The following is an 18,319-nucleotide window of genomic DNA, read 5'->3' as shown; positions in this document are numbered from 1 at the left end:
ATATGAAATCATTAAGATTATTTGCAGTGCTGTTTCTTTCAGTACTGGCATTAAACGTTTCTGCGCAACAGAAAAAATATGTAATGGTTATTCACGGCGGTGCGGGTACCATTCTGAAGAAAAATATGACTCCTGAAAAGGAAGCCGCATACATTGCTGCATTAACAAAAGCGTTGAACGCAGGTTATGCAGAAATTAAAGCCGGTAAATCAAGTCTTGATGCTGTTGAGGCAACCATTCACGTTTTGGAAAACGACCCTCATTTTAATGCGGGTAAGGGTGCTGTTTTTACGCATGATGGTAGAAACGAACTGGACGCCGCCATTATGGATGGAAAAACTTTAATGGCAGGATCTGTTGCCGGAGTAACTACGATCAAAAATCCAATTTCAGCCGCAAGAGCAGTAATGGAAAAATCTGAACATGTGATGATGGTTGGCGCGGGTGCAGATCAGTTCGCCAAAGAAGTAGGTTTGGAAATTGTAGATCCAAAATATTTCTGGACTAAAGAGCGTTGGGATGGTTTACTGAATGCCATTAAGGAAGATTCTACCAGGGCTGTTCTCGATCACGGAAGTAAAAAATCAGAGTTATTGGGAAGTAAAAACCACGATTACAAATTTGGTACAGTAGGGTGTGTGGCATTAGATAAGGCAGGTAACCTGGCTGCGGGAACTTCAACCGGTGGAATGACAAATAAAAAATATGGCCGTGTGGGCGATGCACCGATTATTGGTGCCGGAACCTACTGCAATAATGAAACAGCTGCTATTTCCTGTACAGGTTGGGGCGAATTTTATATTCGTAATGTGGTGGCAAAAACCATTTCCGATTTAATGGAGTATAAAGGATTATCGGTTAACGAAGCCTCAAAAATTGCATTGGAAAAAGTAGGTAAAATGGGCGGTGATGGCGGCTTAATCGCTCTGGATAAGAAAGGTAATATAGCTATGCCTTTTAATACTGAAGGCATGTATAGAGGCGCAATTACGGCTGATGGTAAAATTGAAGTGAGCATTTATAAATAATAATGAAACCATCATGATTTGACTAAATTCTTAAAAGAAACTAAAGTCATGATTGCTTCACTACAAATGAAAACGAACTAAATAGATGAAAAAACTATTTCTGCTAACCATTTTTCTTGGAATAGCTTTGATGTTAAATGCACAAAGTAAAGCTGCAAAGGGCAATTTGTTTATTATTGGCGGAGGAAATCGTTCTGATGCCTTAATGAAAGAAATGCTGAATACTGCTGCTTTGAAAGCCAATGACTATATTATCATTTTACCAATGGCCAGTGAGATTCCCGATTCTGGTTTTAAAAGTATTTCTGCTCAATTGAAAAAGCTGGATAACAGAACGATCAGAAATTTCAATTTTGCCAAACATGATGTAAATGATAAAAAATGGATTGATTCTTTAGCTGGTGCAAAATTGATTTACATTTTGGGCGGTGATCAAAGCCGTTTTATGAAAGTGGTGTTAAATACACCGGTTTATGCGGCAATCCATAAAGCTTATCAAAATGGTTCAACCATCGCCGGAACAAGCGCTGGTGCAGCAGTAATGAGTAAATATATGATTACCGGAAAGCAGTTGCTCGATACCGCTTACACAGAGACTTTTAATAAACTATGGGATAAAAACGTGGATTTTTCTCCAGGCATGGGGCTGCTGGAAAACACCATTATCGATCAACATTTTTTAAAACGTAACCGCTATAACAGATTGATTTCTGCTTTGGCGGCCCATCCTGATTTGGTTTGTGTTGGGATTGATGAGAGTACTGCTATTATTGTTCATGGCAACAAAGCAACTGTAGCAGGTGATAGTCAGGTTATTCGTATGGCCAATCCAAAAGAACTTAAGAAAACAGATAAAGGTTTATTGAAATTCAATCAGGCTGAATTCGGAATTTTTACTGCCGGAGATGTGATTGATATTAAGCCATAATTTAACCTTGGTATGAAAAGGCGTGTTTTGAGCAATCAGAGCACGCCTTTTGCTTTAAATCGAAATTCCTCATTCTTATAAATTTTAAGCAAAAGAAAAATTATTCTATATTTCATTTTCGAAAACAATAAATGAAGTCAATTCTTTCCAATTTAACATTCCAGGTCTTGGTGGCCATTACTATAGGCATTATAGTTGGCGCGTATTTTCCAGGTTTTGCGCCAACGGCCAAATTAATCAGTCAGGGTTTTATTAACCTGATCAGTATGCTTATTGCGCCCATTATTTTCTTTACCATTGTTTTGGGCATCGCCCACATGGGCGATATGAAAAAAGTAGGCAGAGTTGGCGGAAAGGCTTTATTATATTTCGAAATTGTAAGTACTGTTGCCATTGCAGTTGGATTGCTGGTTGCCAATGTGCTTAAACCCGGAGCAGGGATGGTGGCAAAAACAGGCGATACAACAAAAATTGCTGGCTATGCAGAGCAGGCAAAAGATATGAATTGGGCAGAATTTTTCTTGCACATCATCCCGCATAATGTGATTGCCGCTTTTGCAGAAGGCAATATCTTACAGATATTATTATTTGCAATTCTTTTCGGGTATGGGCTTAATAAACTTGGAGGAGAAGGTACTTCTGTTTTAAATGCTTTTGATAAAATCTCAAAAGTATTGTTTAAAATCATGAAAATAATTATGCGTTTAGCCCCAATTGGAGCCTTCGGCGGAATGGCTTTCAGCATCGGGACGCATGGATTACAAAGTGTTTTCGGGATGGCCAAATTAATGGGTTCTGTTTACCTGACCTGTTTCTTGTTTATTTTTGTAATTCTGAATGGAATATGCCGATACTATAAATTTAGTTTATGGCAGTACTTAAAATATATCCGTCAGGAGATTTTAATTGTGTTGGGAACCTCTTCATCAGAGTCTGCACTGCCAAGTATGATGCAAAAGATGGAAGCCATTGGTTGTGATAAATCAGTGGTTGGACTGGTTATTCCCACGGGTTATTCTTTTAACCTGGATGGAACCGCGATTTACCTGGCGATGGCCGTGATATTTCTATGTCAGGTTTTCCATGTCGATTTATCCATTGGCCAGCAAATTACTATTTTGGGCGTGCTCATGGTAACTTCAAAAGGTGCTGCGGGTGTTACCGGAAGCGGTTTTATTGTATTGGTTTCTACATTAACCGCACTTAAAATTATGCCGATTGAGCATATTTCCATATTGATTGGTGTTGATCGCTTTATGAGCGAAGCCAGGGCCATTACTAATGTAATTGGAAATGGCATAGCTACCATTGTAATTGCTAAAAGCGAAAATCAATTTGATGAAGCTAAGTATTTAAAGGCCATTCAGCCTGCGGCAATAGAAAAGAATGAGGAAGAGTAGTGAGTTTGGAGTTTTTGGCTTGGAGTTTTGGATGCCCATTCTTAAGCTTCCAATACCTAATCCAACAAACCTGGTCTTAGCGTCTCGCTAAGACTTTTGAATATAATAGGCAGTAATTTTAATTGTTAGGTTACTCACAACTAAAAACACAATCCTGGTCTTAGCGTCTCGCTAAGACTTTTGAATATAATAGGCAATAATTTTAATTGTTAGGTTACTCATAACTAAAAACTCACAACTCCAAACTATTTAAACTACCTTTGTAGCAGAAACATGCACACAGCTTGTTTAATTAATCCAGATCACATTGGCCCAACAAGAACAAAATAACCGCAAAGAAAAAAGCGAGTTACATGCGCGCAACAAACACCGTTCGCGTTACAATTTCAAACAACTTACCGCTGCATCAAAAGAATTAAAACGTTATGTTTTCAAAAACGAACACAATGATGATTCAATTGATTTTGCCGATCAAAGTGCAGTTAAAGCGCTTAACAGGGCATTGTTAAAATATTTTTATAACATTTCTCAGTGGGATATTCCTAAAGATTTTCTTTGTCCGCCTATTCCGGGCAGGGCAGATTATATCCATTATGTTGCCGATCTTTTAGGCTCAAGTGCTAAAGGTAAAATACCTAAAGGTGCTAACGTGAACGTGCTTGATATTGGTGTTGGAGCAAATTGCATTTATCCGATTATTGGCCATCAGGAATATGGTTGGAACTTTGTTGGTTCTGAAATTGACCCACTTTCTGTTGATTCTGCTAAGCGTATTATTGATGCAAACAAACCTTTGCAGGGCGCTATTGAAATTCGTCAGCAATCTTCAAAAATGGGTATTTTTAGAGGTATTGTTGGTGCTAAAGAGCGTTTTGATGCTGTTGTTTGTAATCCGCCGTTCCATGCATCTTTAAAAGAGGCAGAACAAGGCACCCGACAGAAATGGCGTAATTTGGGAGGCAATGAAAAAGAAGTAAAACATGTTTTAAACTTCGGTGGAAACAAAGCTGAACTTTGGTGCCCAGGTGGCGAGCGTGCTTTTGTAGAGCAGATGATTATTCAGAGTGCACAAATTAAAAACCAGGTTTTATGGTTTACCTCTTTGGTTTCGAAAAGCGCAAATTTAAAGAGTATTTATAGTGCTTTGGTTAATGCAAATGCTTTCGAAGTTCGCACGGTTCAAATGAGTCAGGGCCAAAAAATAAGTCGTTTTGTAGCCTGGACTTTCCAGGATGATGATGCGCAGGCGGAGTGGGCAAAGGGATGGAATAAGTCTTGAGTTCGGAGTCTTTAGTCACTGGCGAACGAGTAAAGTATAAGCAAAGCCGGATGAACTAAAGTTTGTCTGGCTTTTTTATTATTTCTTCTCATAAACAATTAAAATGACCAAATCATTATCCTTATTTGGTGCAATGCCATGCGAGCTTCCGGGGCGGGTTAAAATGGCATCTCCGGGTTTTACCGGAAAAGTTTTGTCATTCATTTGCATTATTCCGTTTCCGCTGATCACATAATAAATTTCATCTTCTTTTTGTAAGTGATAACCGATGGATGAACCTGATTTTAAAATCCTTTTCCGAAAAATTGTTTTAAGATTCTTAACATCGCCGAAGAAGTTATAGCCAATGGTTTCGCCACTGCCATGATGTGTTCCAGGTTCTGTTTTTGCTACTTCTGTATCGTTTTGAAGGATGTATTTAGTGGTATCAGTTTGTTGTGCGTTTGCAGATAAGGTTGAGAAACCAACAACTGAAAATAAAAATACTGCAAATAGAAAGTAATATTTCATGCAAAGGTTTTAAAGTCTATGTAAAACTGGTGTTTTGTCTTTAAATTTTACTTCCAAATAATCGAAATATCTTTAAAAACAAAGTTTAGGTTTTTGAAATCATTTGTTGTTGTGCATTTCAGCTCAATCATTTTTAATAAAGCTGTTGAAGGAAGAATGCCAGGAAATACAATGGTTAGTTTAGTTGGTATATCTGTTTCTAAGTCGGCAGCGTATTTATTCGGTCCGAAAATTATGTTATTTGCTTTTAACGTATTGCCTTGTAAATCAATTGCTTTTCCGTAGCTGTCTGGCGAAAACAAAAGATTCTTCTTTATATCATTGTTGGTAAGCAAAAATTGTAGTTTAACCGTCTGATCCTGTTTATTGCCCTCACAACTGAGCATGGTACAGTCAATTTTTGAATTGGAAATGGTTTTTATTTTCTCCTCAAATATTTTTAAAGTTTCTCTAAAATAATCATTTTGTTTCTTTAATGTGGTCAGTTCATCTTGTAAAGTTTGATTTTGACTTTTTAATTTATTGTTTTCTTCTTTAAGAGCTTGTAGATTAGTTTGAGCAAATCCTATTTGTCCAGATAATAATAGTAGAAATAGAAATTTTTTCATGATTAAATGTGGTTAATTGTTAAACAGCATTTCATTCTAATATGGGGATAAATGCTTGTAAATGCAAATTATTTGCTTTGATGTGCTTGATTTGTTTTAAGAGTTGACAACTTTAATAGCGAACTGAAAGAAAGTTGTCAACTCTATAAATTAAAGATTGAAGTGAAAGCGGGGCTGAAGTAGCCATAAACCAATTCCTTACATTTCCCTGAAAAAATGGGGTAAATAATATGCTTTTCGGTTTGACTTTCCAGTCAATAATATTAGCTTTGCACAAAAAAAATTGATACATGAGCGTTTTAGTAAATAAAGATTCTAAGGTTATCGTTCAGGGTTTTACCGGAAACGAAGGAACTTACCATGCTGAGCAGATGCTGGCCTATGGTACAAACGTAGTTGGTGGTGTAACGCCTGGCAAAGGTGGGCAATTGCATTTAGATAAGCCTGTTTTTAATACTGTTAAAGATGCCGTTGATAAAACGGGAGCAAATGTATCGATCATTTTTGTTCCACCGGCTTTTGCTGCTGATGCCATTATGGAAGCCGCAGAAGGTGGTATTAAAGTGATTGTTTGTATTACTGAAGGTATCCCGACTAAGGATATGATTCAGGTTAAAGAATATATTTCGGATCGTGATGTTACTTTAATTGGTCCGAACTGCCCGGGTATTATTACTGCTGATGAAGCTAAAATTGGGATCATGCCAGGTTTTATCTTCAAAAAAGGTAACGTTGGTGTGGTTTCTAAATCTGGAACTTTAACTTACGAAGCGGTTGACCAGGTTGTTAAAGCTGGTTTAGGTATCACAACAGCTATTGGTATTGGTGGTGACCCGATTATTGGTACACCAACTGTTGAAGCCGTTAAATTATTAATGAACGACCCTGAAACTCACGGGATCATCATGATTGGTGAAATTGGTGGTGGAATGGAAGCTGAGGCTGCTCGTTGGATTAAAGAAAACGGTACTAAACCTGTAGTAGGTTTCATCGCTGGTCAAACTGCGCCTCCGGGACGTAGAATGGGCCACGCTGGCGCTATCGTTGGTGGTGCTGATGATACTGCAGCTGCTAAAATGAAAATTATGGCTGAGTGTGGTATCCGTGTAGTAGAAAGTCCTGCTGAAATTGGCGCTGCAATGGCAGAAGAATTAGCAAAGTAAGATTTTAAAATTTACATAAATGAAAGCGCTTCGATTAATTTCGAGGCGCTTTTTTCGTTTAACCGCAAAGAAACGCTAAGACTATTATGGCTCCAGATACGCAAAGAACACAAAGAAAAAATTATCTTTTCCCAACAAAGAGAGTAGTTTGGTAAATAATTACCGTCACTCTTCTTTGGCAAGTAAACCCCATTGAGATTATTTCAGCTACAGACCTTAAAATAAATTCAGGGTAACGACAATTCATAACAAACGCTAAAAAAGATGCCTGGACATATAGTCTAACTTAGGTTTAAACCACCAACTTTGTTTCCCTCTCTTTAAGGAGAGGGACTTGCAGAAAAGAGCATAACTTACAAACTTTGTCAGGGAGAGGTTTATGTGTCTGATTTTTAACTCTCCCTATTTAAGTTAGTGGTTTGACAAATAATTGCTGTTCCTCTTAGAAGAAAGGAATTATGCTCAATGGATAGAAACATAAAGTTGCCACTGATGGTAAAGCATTAGGCATTTACATAAATGAAAGCGTTTCGATTAATTTCGAGGCGCTTTTTCGTTTTAAAGACTTGCCACGGAAACACAGAACGCACGGAAAAGAAAAAGGAGAAAAATATTGAAATTATAATTATTTTAGTTAAAATATTAATTATGGATTATCATGTTAACTCAGATAATCGTCCCTATAAAAATGAAACAGATTTAATTATCAATGCGGCAATTGAGGTTCACAGGAATCTGGGCGCTGGCTTTTTAGAGATTGTTTATAAAGATGCACTTTGCATAGAAATGGATGGCAGAGGCTACTTTTATGAAAGAGAAAAGCGCTATTCTGTTTACTATAAAGATGTTTTATTACCACATAGCTTTTATGCCGACTTTATAATTTTTGATACTGTTATATTGGAAATCAAGGCTAAAAGTGGAATAGCAAATGAAGATCTGGCTCAAACGATTAATTATTTAAAATGCTCAGATTGCAGAGTTGGTTTAGTTTTAAACTTTGGGAAACCAACCTTAGAAATAAGGCGTGTTGTTTTTTAAAATAATTTTTCTGTGTATTCAGTGCTTCCGTGGTAAATGTTAGTTTGTCCCTTGAGTGCCATCATCTCACATCGTGTTTGAAGCTTGTGCATAACATGTATTGTTTTTAAAATAATTTTTCTGTGTATTCAGTGCTTCCGTGGTAAATGTTAGTTTGTCCCTTAAGTGCCGTCATGCTCAAAGCGTGTTTGATTCTTGGGTATAACATGTCATATATTGTTTTTGAAATGATTTTCCGTGTATTCCGTGGCAAATGTTAGTTTGTCCCTTAAGTGCCGTCATGCTCAAAGCGTGTTTGATTCTTGGGTATAGCATGTCATGTGTTGTTTTTGAAATGATTTTCCGTGTATTCAGTGCTTCCGTGGTAAATGTTAGTTTGTCCCTTGAGTGCCATCATCTCACATCGTGTTTGAAGCTTATGTATAACATGTATTGTTTTTGAAATGATTTTCCATGTATTCCGTGTTTCCGTGGCAAATGTTAGTTTGTCCCTTAAGTGCCGTCATGCTCAAAGCGTGTTTGATTCTTGGGTATAACATGTCATGTGTTGTTTTTGAAATGATTTTCCGTGTATTCAGTGCTTCCGTGGCAAATGTTAATTTGTCTCTTGAGTGCCATCATGCTCACATCATGTTTGAAGCTTGTGCATAATATGTATTGTTTTTGAAATGATTTTCCGTGTATTCCGTGTTTCCGTGGCAAAAACATTTAATTTACAAACTCATTTATCATCCCATTGTAAACACTATTCCAAACCCTTAAACCAGCAAACCAAAATAAAATCTATAGCGTATATTGATATATGAAAACGATGTTAAATAAACTATTTTTGATCTCAACTGTTGTTTTAATCACTACGCTTTCGGCTTGTGCACAAAAGCAAGATAAAAAAGAAACAAAGCAGACACAGCAATCAGAAAATATTATACCAAAAAAGAAAATGAACTGGAATCCGTTAACACCTGAAGAAGAAAGAGTAATCGTAAATAAAGGTACTGAATATCCTGGTACTGGTAAATATGAACACACCACTGATAAAGGAACATATACCTGTAAACGTTGTGATGCACCATTATACCGATCGGAAAGTAAGTTTGATGCCCGTTGCGGTTGGCCGGCTTTTGATGATGAAATAAAAGGTGCGGTTAAAAGAATTCCGGATGCGGACGGATCCCGTACAGAAATTGTTTGCGCCAATTGTGGGGCGCACTTAGGTCACGTATTTTTAGGTGAAGGATTTACCAATAAAGACACTCGTCACTGTGTAAATTCCATCTCTATGAATTTCGTACCTGATCAAAAATAAGGTGGGTATAGTAGGGTTAGGTAGAGGCGTACAGCGAAAGTTGTACGCCTTTTTTGTTGCTGAAAATCAAAGTGTTTTTCCACAATTTACTGATTATAAACTAAATGCTTATATTTGCAGGCTCGATAAAGAAATTTTAGCCTATGAAGTATTTTCTGTTATTAAGTTTTTGTTTCCTGTTTTTACAAGGTAAAGCACAAAATTCTGATTCCTCAAATGAGCCGGATAGCATCAAAAAAACAGTTCTTGCCACTTATTATCACAGAAAGTTCGAAGGTCGCCGAACAACAAGCGGCGCAAAATACAGGGCTAAAAAATTCACAGCCGCTCATCGTACATTACCGATGGGAACAATGATCACAGTAACCAATCCAGATAATGGAAAATCAGTTATTGTCAAAGTAAACGATAGAGGCCCATTCTCAAAAAGACTAGCTATTGATCTGTCAGAAAGTGCAGCAAAAGAGATCGGTATCTTTAGAAAAGGCATTGCCAAAGTCAACTTAAGTTACACCATTGAGTAATACTCCTTTTTGCTCTATTTCACAGTTGTTATACACCTCAAATTTAAGTTATTAACACTCATTTTGGTTTGCTAAACCCTTGAAAAGAAACGATTAGCTTTTTTTTTCCTTGAAAATGATATTTAACTGATGGTTTTTCCCCAGTAAACAGGTAGGGTGTTAACAACTTTGGTTCACAAAAAAGCCCCCCCGTATATATATTTGTTATAACAAAGTTCTTTAACTTCTCGTGTTTGAAAACAAATATAAAAGCTTAGTTTTTAGTAGTTTATAGGTAAATCTCTCTGATTACAAATTTAAATTTCATAACTAAAAACTCAGTTGTTTGCCGAACGCAGGGGTTAGCACTTTCACTAGAGTTTTAATACAAAACATTTCAATCATCATATAAAATTGATGGGTGCGTGGTTTTGTCGGCTCTGTTTAAATTGAAAACATTAAAGTATCAGCTATGGAACAGGAATTATTACTACAAGAAAACAAAGACAGGTTTGTGCTTTTGCCGATTAAGTATCCGGCAATTTGGGAAATGTATAAAAAGACCGAAGCTAGTTTCTGGACAGCAGAAGAAATCGATCTTTCTGATGACCAAAAACACTGGGATAATCTGAATGATGGGGAAAGACATTTTATTTCTCACATTCTTGCTTTCTTTTCTGCTAGTGATGGCATTGTTAACGAAAATCTGGCTGTAAACTTTATGAGTGAAGTGCAATTACCGGAAGCACGTTGTTTCTATGGTTTTCAGATTATGATGGAAAATATCCACGCCGAAACTTATGCTTTGTTAATTGATACTTATATTAAAGATCCTGAAGAAAAAGACCGTTTATTCCATGCAATTGATACTGTTCCGGCAGTGAAAAGAAAAGCAGAATGGGCTTTACGCTGGATTGAAAACGGAACTTTTGCAGAACGTTTAGTTGCTTTTGCTGCGGTTGAAGGTATTTTCTTCAGTGGAAGTTTCTGTTCTATCTTCTGGTTAAAGAAACGTGGTTTAATGCCTGGATTGACTTTCAGTAACGAGTTAATCTCCAGAGATGAAGGTTCTCACTGCGAATTCGCTTGCTTATTGTACAGCATGTTAAGTAATAAATTAAGCGAGGAACAAGTGCATTCTATCATTAGCGATGCGGTAGAAATTGAAAAAGAATTTATTACTGATGCATTACCAGTTGCTTTAATCGGTATGAATGCAAAATTAATGAGTCAGTATATCGAATTTGTAGCCGATAGATGGTTACAGGAATTAGGTTACAAAAAAATCTACAATGCAACCAATCCATTTGATTTTATGGAAATGATTTCATTGCAGGGTAAAACCAATTTCTTTGAGAAACGTGTGGGCGATTATCAAAAAAGTGGTGTGCTCACAGCTGCTGATAACAAAGCTCAGGCATTTTCTTTAGATGAAGACTTTTAAGGTTGAGGGTTAAAGGTAGAAGACGTAAGGGATATAGTTTTTAATCTTGATACCTGATACTCACTACTTGATATTATAAAAAAATATAAAAGCGAAAGGTTAAGTCTTAATACTGATACTCGCTACTAAATACTAAACTTGCCTTTAAAAGCCCTCCCTTTTGGGGAGGGTTGGGAGGGGCTCTAAATCTCATAAATTATGTTCGTACTAAAAAGAGATGGCCGCAAAGAAGCGGTGCAATTTGACAAAATCACAGCCCGGATTCAAAAACTGTGCTATAGTTTAAATTCAGATCTTGTAGATCCAATTGATGTTGCCAAAAAGGTAATTGAGGGTTTATATGATGGTGTAACTACATCAGAACTGGATAACCTTGCTGCAGAAACAGCAGCATCATTAACTACAAAGCACCCTGATTATGCTTTGTTAGCATCGCGTATTGCAGTTTCTAACTTGCATAAAAACACCACAAAATCATTCTCGGGTACGATGAAAATGTTGTACGAATATTTCGATCCGAAAGCACAAAAAGCAGCTCCGCTTATTGCTGATGATGTTTATGAGATTATTGAAAAAAATGCAGAGATTTTAGACAGTTCTATCATTTACGACCGTGATTTCGGATTCGATTATTTCGGTTTCAAAACTTTAGAGAAATCTTATCTGTTAAAAGTTAACAATAAAATTGTTGAGCGTCCTCAACATTTATTTATGCGTGTTTCGGTTGGGATTCATAAAGAAGATATCGAAAGTGCAATCAAAACTTACAACCTGATGAGCGAGCGTTGGTTTACGCACGCTACACCAACATTATTCAATGCTGCTACACCAAAACCTCAAATGTCATCATGTTTCTTGTTAACCATGCAGGATGACAGTATTGAAGGTATTTATGATACATTAAAACAAACTGCTAAAATTTCTCAAAGCGCAGGTGGTATTGGTTTAAGCATCCATAACATTCGTGCAACCGGTTCATATATTGGTGGTACAAATGGTACAAGTAATGGTATTATTCCGATGTTACGTGTATTTAACGATACTGCCCGTTATGTAGACCAGGGTGGAGGTAAACGTAAAGGCGCCTTCGCAATCTATTTAGAGCCCTGGCATGCAGATGTTTTCGAATTCTTAGACCTGCGTAAAAACCACGGTAAAGAAGAAATGCGCGCCCGTGATTTATTCTATGCGCTTTGGATTAACGATTTGTTTATGCAACGCGTTAAAGATAATGGCGACTGGACATTATTCTGCCCGCACGAAGCACCAGGTTTAGCAGATTGCTTTGGTAAGGAATTTGAAGATTTATATACTAAATATGAAGCTGAAGGCCGTGGACGTAAAACCATCAAAGCGCAAGAACTTTGGTTTGCCATTTTAGATTCGCAGATTGAAACGGGTACACCTTACATGTTGTTTAAAGATGCGGCGAACAGTAAATCTAATCAGCAAAATTTAGGTACCATTAAAAGTTCTAACTTATGTACTGAGATTATTGAGTATACCTCTAAAGATGAAGTTGCGGTTTGTAACTTAGCATCGTTAGCATTACCTCGTTTCGTAATTAATGGTCAGTTCGACCACCAGAAATTATACGATGTAACTTATCAGGCTACTTTAAACCTGAACAAAATCATCGATCATAACTATTATCCGGTTCAGGAAGCTGAAAATTCTAACCGCCGCCACAGGCCGGTTGGTTTAGGCGTACAAGGTTTGGCCGATGCCTTTATCTTATTGCGTTTACCTTTCGAAAGTGATGAGGCAAAGCGTTTAAACAAAGATATTTTCGAAACGATTTATTTCGCATCGATGACAGCATCTCATGATTTAGCAGTAAAACATGGCCCTTACGAAACTTTTAAAGGTTCACCATTATCGAAAGGTAAATTCCAATTCGATTTATGGAATGTAACGCCAGATAGCGGCCGTTGGGACTGGAACGCATTACGCAAAAAAGTAGTTAAAGATGGTGTGTACAACTCATTATTGGTTGCGCCAATGCCAACTGCATCTACATCTCAAATTTTAGGTAACAATGAATGTTTTGAGCCATATACTTCAAACATTTATACCCGCCGTGTATTAAGCGGAGAGTTTGTGGTGGTAAACAAACACTTATTGAAAGATTTAGTGGCGTTAGGTTTATGGAATAACGATATGAAAAACAAAATCATATTGGCTAATGGTTCAATCCAGGCCATTCCGGAAATCCCTGACTACATTAAAGAATTATATAAAACCGTTTGGGAGATTAAGATGCGTAACATCATCGATATGGCTGCAGACCGCGGCGCATATATCTGCCAATCGCAGTCATTAAACTTGTTTGTAAACGCACCAAATACTTCAAAATTAACTTCAATGCACTTCTACGCATGGGAGAAAGGTTTAAAAACAGGTATGTATTACTTGCGTACACAAGCAGCATCGCAAGCGGTTAAATTCACTGTAGAAAACCAGGGCGGTAAAGCCATTGAAGCAGTTATTCCAGCTGAAATGACACCAGATCAGGTTGCAGAAGAAATCGTTGACGGACCAGTTTGTTCAATGGAAGAAGGTTGCATTAGCTGTTCAGGTTAAATTGGTTCAATAGTTCATTTGTAGTTGGTTCATTAGTTTTCAAAACACCAAAATGAACTAATGACTAGTGAACCCATGAACATTCATCATAAAGCAATAAAATAGATAAGGTTTTGGGCAAACGCTCAAAACCTTATTTTTTGTCCTTACTTTTGTTTTTTAGTTCAATAGTTCATTAGCCAATGGTTCATTAGTTTCTAAAGCGCCAAACACCAATGAACTGATAACCAGTGAACCAATGAACCATCATAATGCCTTAAAACATAGCAAACACGAAATCATTCCTTGCGAAAGATGCGGAACGGCTATTGAATGCAAGGCAAATGCTTATACCAAATGTCAGTGTAGTGCAGTACACCTAAGCATAAATGAAGTGCAACATATTTCAGAATTGTATGATGGTTGCTTATGCGCAAAATGTCTTTTCGAATTGCAACAGGAATATCGTGAAGAGATTGGGGTATAAATTTTCTAAAGGGAATAAAAATGGCAGCCTTTTGCTGTAATCCTGGGCTTTTGTAAAAGACAGCAAAAGCTATAATGAATAGCCCGACTGACAACGATCTGAAGCAAAACCTTTTCTTTTCTAATATTTTTAAAACAAACCTTCGCCCCTCAACCTTTATACCTTAAAGCTTTTTTGTAACTTTGCATCCTAATTTTGAATAAGTGAATTTCGAATGAATGTACAAAAGCAAAATAAAAACATTTAATCATCACTAATTCTCTAATTCAATCATTTTGAAAAACATGAAGAAAGTAAAAGTTGGTTTAGTACAGATGAGTTGTACTAAAGATAAACAGGAAAATTTAGATAAAGCAATTGTAAAGGTACGTGAAGCTGCAGCTAAAGGGGCACAAATTGTATGTTTACAGGAGCTTTTTACTTCCTTATATTTTTGTGATGTTGAAGATTATGATAACTTCGATTTAGCAGAATCTATTCCTGGCCCATCTACAGATGCTTTACAAGTTGTAGCTAAAGAATTAGGTGTGGTAATCATTGCTTCTTTATTTGAAAAACGTGCAGAAGGTTTATACCACAATACAACTGCTGTATTAGATGCTGATGGTTCTTATTTAGGTAAATATCGTAAAATGCATATCCCTGATGATCCGGCTTACTACGAAAAATTTTATTTCACTCCGGGTGATTTGGGCTATAAGGTTTTCGAAACCAAATTTGCCAAAATTGGCATTTTGATTTGCTGGGACCAGTGGTATCCGGAAGCATCACGCATTACCGCTTTGATGGGAGCCGATATTATGTTTTATCCAACAGCAATTGGCTGGGCAACTGATCAGGATGAAGAAACAAATAAAGACCAGTATAATGCATGGCAAACCATTCAACGTTCTCACGCAGTAGCCAACGGTGTACCAGTGGTGAGCGTAAACCGTGTTGGTTTTGAACAAGATGGAGCAATGAAATTTTGGGGTGGAAGTTTTGCCACCAATGCGCAGGGAAGAATACTTTATCTGGGTTCTCATGATCAGGAAGAAACTGAAGTGGTAGAACTGGATTTAGCAGAATCTGATTTCTTCCGTAAACACTGGCCTTTTTTAAGAGATAGAAGGATTGATTCTTACCAGCCGATTACTAAAAGATATATTGATTAGAGTCGGAGGTTAGGAGACCGAAGTCGGAAGTCTGAAAGTAGAGAAAGTTAAATTTTTTAAATATTGTTATATTAGTTATCAATATAATACACTTTGTCTTCTGACCTCGGACCAAAAACTCCTAACTCACTATGGCCTTTAAATTTGAGAAACTAAAAGTCTGGCAAAAAGCTTTGGACTTAGCAGATGAGATTGATAAAATGACTAAAACTTTTCCGAAAGAAGAAGTTTATGTTTTGACATCGCAAGTTAAACGTGCTGCCGATTCTATCTCCATGAACATTGCCGAGGGAAGTACAGGACAGAGCAATGCTGAATTCAAGAGGTTTTTAGGTTATGCGCTAAGGTCAGATATTGAAGTTGTTAATTGTTTACATTTATCCATCAGGCGTGGCTACATAACAAATGAAATTTTTCAGAAACACTATCAAGTATGTGAAGAAATTTTGATAATGATTTCTGCTTTAATCAAATCGTTAAAATAAGTCCAATGTCGGAAGACGAGAGTTCGACGATATCTGACCTCAAACATTTGACTTTAATAAACACAATATCTTCCGACCTCGGACAGCCGACTTCGGACTTATTATAAAACACAATATCTTCCGACCTCGGACAGCCGACTTCGGACTTACTATAAAACACAATATCTTCCGACTTCGGACAGCCGACTTTCGGACTAAATAAATACTAAATCATCGGACTTCGGACATCCGACTTTCAGACTAAAAAATATGTCAAATTTCCCTCCAAGAGAAGATTTAAATATTAATCAATTCGATTATTCTCCAAAGCAGCAAGGTTATTCTTTCCCTGCTGAATGGGCAAAACATGAAGCAACCTGGTTAAGCTGGCCACATAAAGAAGCAAGCTGGCCGGGAAAAATCGAAACAATTTACGAACCATATTGCCAATTTATTAAAGCCGTTGCTGAAGGCGAAAAAGTTCGTATCAATGTTAAAAATGAGGAAATGAAAGCCTTTGCCATTTCTGAATTGACAAAAGTTGATGCTGATTTAAGTCAGATTGAATTTTATTTCAACGAAACTAATGATGCCTGGTGCCGCGACCACGGACCAGCATTTGTGCTTAAAGGAAATGAAAAAGCAGTGGTTGATTGGGGTTACAATGCCTGGGGTGGAAAATATCCTCCATTTGATTTGGATGATGTTGTACCGACCAAAATTGCTAAACATTTTAATTTGCCCTTATTTACACCAGACATTGTAATGGAAGGCGGTTCTGTGGAATTCAACGGAGCAGGAACGGTTTTAACCACTACAGCTTGTTTATTGAACGAGAACCGTAATCCACACTTAACCAAAGAACAAATTGAAAAGTACCTGCTTGAATATTATGGGCAGGAACAGGTTTTATGGTTGGGAGATGGTATTGTTGGGGATGATACCGATGGGCATATCGATGATATTACGCGTTTCGTAAATGAGGATACCGTTTTAACTGTGGTAGAAAGCAATCCGCTAGATGAAAACTATGTTTTGTTGCAAGAGAATTTAGAGGCTTTAAGAGCAATGAAATTGAAAGATGGCCGCTCATTAAATATTATAGAATTACCCATGCCATCGCCAGTGATTTATGATGATACCCGTTTGCCCGCATCTTATGCTAATTTTTACATTGCAAATGCAGCGGTAATCGTTCCTGTTTTTGATGATGTAAACGACCAGAAAGCGCTGGACATCATTCAAGGCTGTTTCCCGGATAGAAAGGTCATAGGCATCAACTCAGTAGATATTATTTGGGGATTAGGAAGTTTCCACTGTTTGAGTCAGCAGGAGCCGGCGGTTTAGTTTGCAGTTAATAGTTGCCAGTTTTCAGTCAACGCTAAACAGTTAAATAATATTTCATTAGAGTTATTAACTTTACAACATTAAAACATTTCAATTTACAACATTTCATAATGAAATTATTAGAAGGAAAAACAGCATTAGTTACAGGCGCATCAAAAGGCATTGGTCGTAAAATAGCTGAAAAATTTGCCGAGCAGGGTGCTAATGTAGCATTTACCTATTTATCATCAGTAGAAAAAGGTGAAGCGCTGGAACAAGAATTACAAAGCTTTGGAACCAAAGTAAAAGGATATCGTTCTGATGCATCTAAATTCGATCAGGCAGAACAATTGATTAATGATATTGTTGCTGAATTTGGAACAATTGATATTGTAGTGAACAATGCGGGTATTACCAAAGATGGTTTGTTAATGCGCATGAGCGAAGAGAATTGGGATGATGTGATCAATATCAATTTGAAATCGATTTTTAACGTAACCAAAGCAGCATCTAAAGTGATGATGAAAGCCCGAAAAGGCGTTTTTATTAATATGAGTTCAGTTGTTGGCGTTCAGGGTAATGCTGGGCAAGCCAATTATGCTGCATCAAAAGCAGGAATCATCGGTTTTACCAAATCAGTGGCTAAAGAATTGGGTTCAAGAAATATTCGTGCCAATGTAGTTGCTCCCGGGTTTATCCGTACTGAAATGACTGAGGTTTTAGATCCTGCTGTTGTTGCCGGATGGGAAAAAGATATTCCATTAAAACGCGCTGGCGAAACCGAAGATATTGCTAATGTTTGTGTGTTTTTAGCATCAGATATGAGTGCTTATGTAACAGGTCAAACTTTATCGGTTTGTGGCGGGATGCTGTAAAGAAGGCAGAAGGTCAAAGGTTTAGGGTGGATGGTTTTCTTTCCAAGCCATTAAAAATTTCTAAAAGGCGTAAGTTGGGCATTAATCCTAAATTTTCGCCTTTTTTCTTTATGCTAAAAATTTATGAGTTTGGTTATAGCTTCTATTAACCGCAAAGATCACTAAGTTTTTCTAACCACTAAGACGCAAAGAACACAAAGCTATTTGTAAATAAACCTTTGCGATTTCTTTGCGTGAATTC

At 37.1% G+C, this 18,319-nt stretch carries 17 protein-coding genes; 15 read left to right on the top strand and 2 right to left on the bottom strand.

Features of this window, described 5'->3' with window-relative positions; translation table 11 throughout:
• Window positions 1-2 precede the first annotated feature (2 nt).
• The 4 genes from DU508_RS18355 to rlmF all read left to right on the top strand — a co-directional run bounded on the left by DU508_RS18355 (window position 3) and on the right by rlmF (window position 4,635).
• On the top strand, window positions 3-1,028 hold the full coding sequence (locus tag DU508_RS18355; RefSeq protein WP_115404225.1) for an isoaspartyl peptidase/L-asparaginase family protein: 1,026 nt from the start codon (window positions 3-5) through the stop codon (window positions 1,026-1,028).
• 85 nt (window positions 1,029-1,113) lie between these two features.
• A complete protein-coding gene (locus DU508_RS18350) occupies window positions 1,114-1,956 on the top strand; it encodes a cyanophycinase (protein ID WP_115404224.1) in 843 nt (280 codons plus the stop codon).
• A gap of 131 nt (window positions 1,957-2,087) precedes the next feature.
• Window positions 2,088-3,356, top strand: coding sequence for a C4-dicarboxylate transporter DctA (dctA, locus tag DU508_RS18345; RefSeq protein ID WP_115404223.1), 1,269 nt, complete (start codon window positions 2,088-2,090; stop codon window positions 3,354-3,356).
• Window positions 3,357-3,663: 307 nt separating this feature from the next.
• A complete protein-coding gene (gene rlmF / locus DU508_RS18340; protein WP_115404222.1) occupies window positions 3,664-4,635 on the top strand; it encodes a 23S rRNA (adenine(1618)-N(6))-methyltransferase RlmF in 972 nt (323 codons plus the stop codon).
• A gap of 78 nt (window positions 4,636-4,713) precedes the next feature.
• Here rlmF and DU508_RS18335 read toward each other — a convergent pair whose 3' ends face one another.
• Both DU508_RS18335 and DU508_RS18330 read right to left on the bottom strand, forming a co-directional pair.
• Window positions 4,714-5,145, bottom strand: coding sequence for a cupin domain-containing protein (locus tag DU508_RS18335; RefSeq protein WP_115404221.1), 432 nt, complete (start codon window positions 5,143-5,145; stop codon window positions 4,714-4,716).
• Window positions 5,146-5,192: 47 nt separating this feature from the next.
• Window positions 5,193-5,753, bottom strand: coding sequence for a hypothetical protein (locus DU508_RS18330; protein ID WP_115404220.1), 561 nt, complete (start codon window positions 5,751-5,753; stop codon window positions 5,193-5,195).
• A 290-nt stretch (window positions 5,754-6,043) separates the two neighbouring features.
• Between DU508_RS18330 and sucD the strand changes: the two genes are divergently transcribed.
• From sucD to fabG, 11 genes are all read left to right on the top strand, one after another.
• Entirely contained in the window at window positions 6,044-6,916 is an 873-nt protein-coding gene (sucD, locus tag DU508_RS18320; RefSeq protein ID WP_010599460.1) for a succinate--CoA ligase subunit alpha, read from the top strand.
• Between the two features lie 648 nt (window positions 6,917-7,564).
• Complete coding sequence (locus DU508_RS18315) at window positions 7,565-7,957, top strand: GxxExxY protein (RefSeq protein ID WP_115404296.1); 393 nt, start codon at window positions 7,565-7,567, stop codon at window positions 7,955-7,957.
• Between the two features lie 802 nt (window positions 7,958-8,759).
• Window positions 8,760-9,263 (top strand): methionine-R-sulfoxide reductase, encoded by a 504-nt coding sequence (locus DU508_RS18310; protein ID WP_199562743.1) that lies wholly within the window; start codon window positions 8,760-8,762, stop codon window positions 9,261-9,263.
• Between the two features lie 143 nt (window positions 9,264-9,406).
• A complete protein-coding gene (locus DU508_RS18305; RefSeq protein ID WP_115404218.1) occupies window positions 9,407-9,787 on the top strand; it encodes a septal ring lytic transglycosylase RlpA family protein in 381 nt (126 codons plus the stop codon).
• Window positions 9,788-10,238: 451 nt separating this feature from the next.
• Window positions 10,239-11,210 carry a ribonucleoside-diphosphate reductase small subunit gene (locus DU508_RS18300; RefSeq protein ID WP_115404217.1) on the top strand — a complete coding sequence of 324 codons (972 nt, stop codon included), beginning with the start codon at window positions 10,239-10,241 and terminating at the stop codon, window positions 11,208-11,210.
• A 198-nt stretch (window positions 11,211-11,408) separates the two neighbouring features.
• The gene (locus tag DU508_RS18295; protein WP_115404216.1) at window positions 11,409-13,793 is read left to right on the top strand and encodes a ribonucleoside-diphosphate reductase subunit alpha; all 2,385 of its coding nucleotides are present in this window, start codon (window positions 11,409-11,411) and stop codon (window positions 13,791-13,793) included.
• 238 nt (window positions 13,794-14,031) lie between these two features.
• Window positions 14,032-14,259 (top strand): cysteine-rich CWC family protein, encoded by a 228-nt coding sequence (locus DU508_RS18290; RefSeq protein WP_115404215.1) that lies wholly within the window; start codon window positions 14,032-14,034, stop codon window positions 14,257-14,259.
• 284 nt (window positions 14,260-14,543) lie between these two features.
• On the top strand, window positions 14,544-15,413 hold the full coding sequence (locus DU508_RS18285) for a carbon-nitrogen hydrolase (RefSeq protein ID WP_115404214.1): 870 nt from the start codon (window positions 14,544-14,546) through the stop codon (window positions 15,411-15,413).
• A 131-nt stretch (window positions 15,414-15,544) separates the two neighbouring features.
• Window positions 15,545-15,898, top strand: a complete 354-nt coding sequence (locus DU508_RS18280; RefSeq protein ID WP_115404213.1) for a four helix bundle protein — start codon at window positions 15,545-15,547, stop codon at window positions 15,896-15,898.
• 249 nt (window positions 15,899-16,147) lie between these two features.
• Window positions 16,148-17,224 (top strand): agmatine deiminase family protein, encoded by a 1,077-nt coding sequence (locus tag DU508_RS18275; protein WP_115404212.1) that lies wholly within the window; start codon window positions 16,148-16,150, stop codon window positions 17,222-17,224.
• 110 nt (window positions 17,225-17,334) lie between these two features.
• On the top strand, window positions 17,335-18,078 hold the full coding sequence (fabG, locus tag DU508_RS18270; RefSeq protein WP_115404211.1) for a 3-oxoacyl-[acyl-carrier-protein] reductase: 744 nt from the start codon (window positions 17,335-17,337) through the stop codon (window positions 18,076-18,078).
• Window positions 18,079-18,319: the final 241 nt, after the last annotated feature.

This window comes from Pedobacter chinensis, from assembly GCF_003339865.1.
GTDB classification, from domain to species: Bacteria; Bacteroidota; Bacteroidia; order Sphingobacteriales; family Sphingobacteriaceae; genus Pedobacter; species Pedobacter chinensis.
The sequence above is the reverse complement of the archived record's forward strand: the minus strand, read 5'-3'. Positions and strand labels throughout refer to the sequence as shown.

Excerpts from the sequence above, each read along its gene's own strand:
- DU508_RS18280 (WP_115404213.1), top strand. The coding sequence starts at position 15,545 with ATGGCCTTTAAATTTGAGAAACTAAAAGTCTGGCAAAAAGCTTTGGAC.
- DU508_RS18350 (WP_115404224.1), top strand. The coding sequence starts at position 1,114 with ATGAAAAAACTATTTCTGCTAACCATTTTTCTTGGAATAGCTTTGATG.
- DU508_RS18275 (WP_115404212.1), top strand. The coding sequence starts at position 16,148 with ATGTCAAATTTCCCTCCAAGAGAAGATTTAAATATTAATCAATTCGAT.
- DU508_RS18290 (WP_115404215.1), top strand. The coding sequence starts at position 14,032 with ATGAACCATCATAATGCCTTAAAACATAGCAAACACGAAATCATTCCT.
- dctA (WP_115404223.1), top strand. The coding sequence starts at position 2,088 with ATGAAGTCAATTCTTTCCAATTTAACATTCCAGGTCTTGGTGGCCATT.
- DU508_RS18330 (WP_115404220.1), bottom strand. The coding sequence starts at position 5,753 with ATGAAAAAATTTCTATTTCTACTATTATTATCTGGACAAATAGGATTT.
- DU508_RS18305 (WP_115404218.1), top strand. The coding sequence starts at position 9,407 with ATGAAGTATTTTCTGTTATTAAGTTTTTGTTTCCTGTTTTTACAAGGT.
- DU508_RS18315 (WP_115404296.1), top strand. The coding sequence starts at position 7,565 with ATGGATTATCATGTTAACTCAGATAATCGTCCCTATAAAAATGAAACA.
- DU508_RS18285 (WP_115404214.1), top strand. The coding sequence starts at position 14,544 with ATGAAGAAAGTAAAAGTTGGTTTAGTACAGATGAGTTGTACTAAAGAT.
- DU508_RS18335 (WP_115404221.1), bottom strand. The coding sequence starts at position 5,145 with ATGAAATATTACTTTCTATTTGCAGTATTTTTATTTTCAGTTGTTGGT.
- DU508_RS18300 (WP_115404217.1), top strand. The coding sequence starts at position 10,239 with ATGGAACAGGAATTATTACTACAAGAAAACAAAGACAGGTTTGTGCTT.
- DU508_RS18310 (WP_199562743.1), top strand. The coding sequence starts at position 8,760 with ATGAAAACGATGTTAAATAAACTATTTTTGATCTCAACTGTTGTTTTA.
- sucD (WP_010599460.1), top strand. The coding sequence starts at position 6,044 with ATGAGCGTTTTAGTAAATAAAGATTCTAAGGTTATCGTTCAGGGTTTT.
- DU508_RS18295 (WP_115404216.1), top strand. The coding sequence starts at position 11,409 with ATGTTCGTACTAAAAAGAGATGGCCGCAAAGAAGCGGTGCAATTTGAC.
- fabG (WP_115404211.1), top strand. The coding sequence starts at position 17,335 with ATGAAATTATTAGAAGGAAAAACAGCATTAGTTACAGGCGCATCAAAA.
- DU508_RS18355 (WP_115404225.1), top strand. The coding sequence starts at position 3 with ATGAAATCATTAAGATTATTTGCAGTGCTGTTTCTTTCAGTACTGGCA.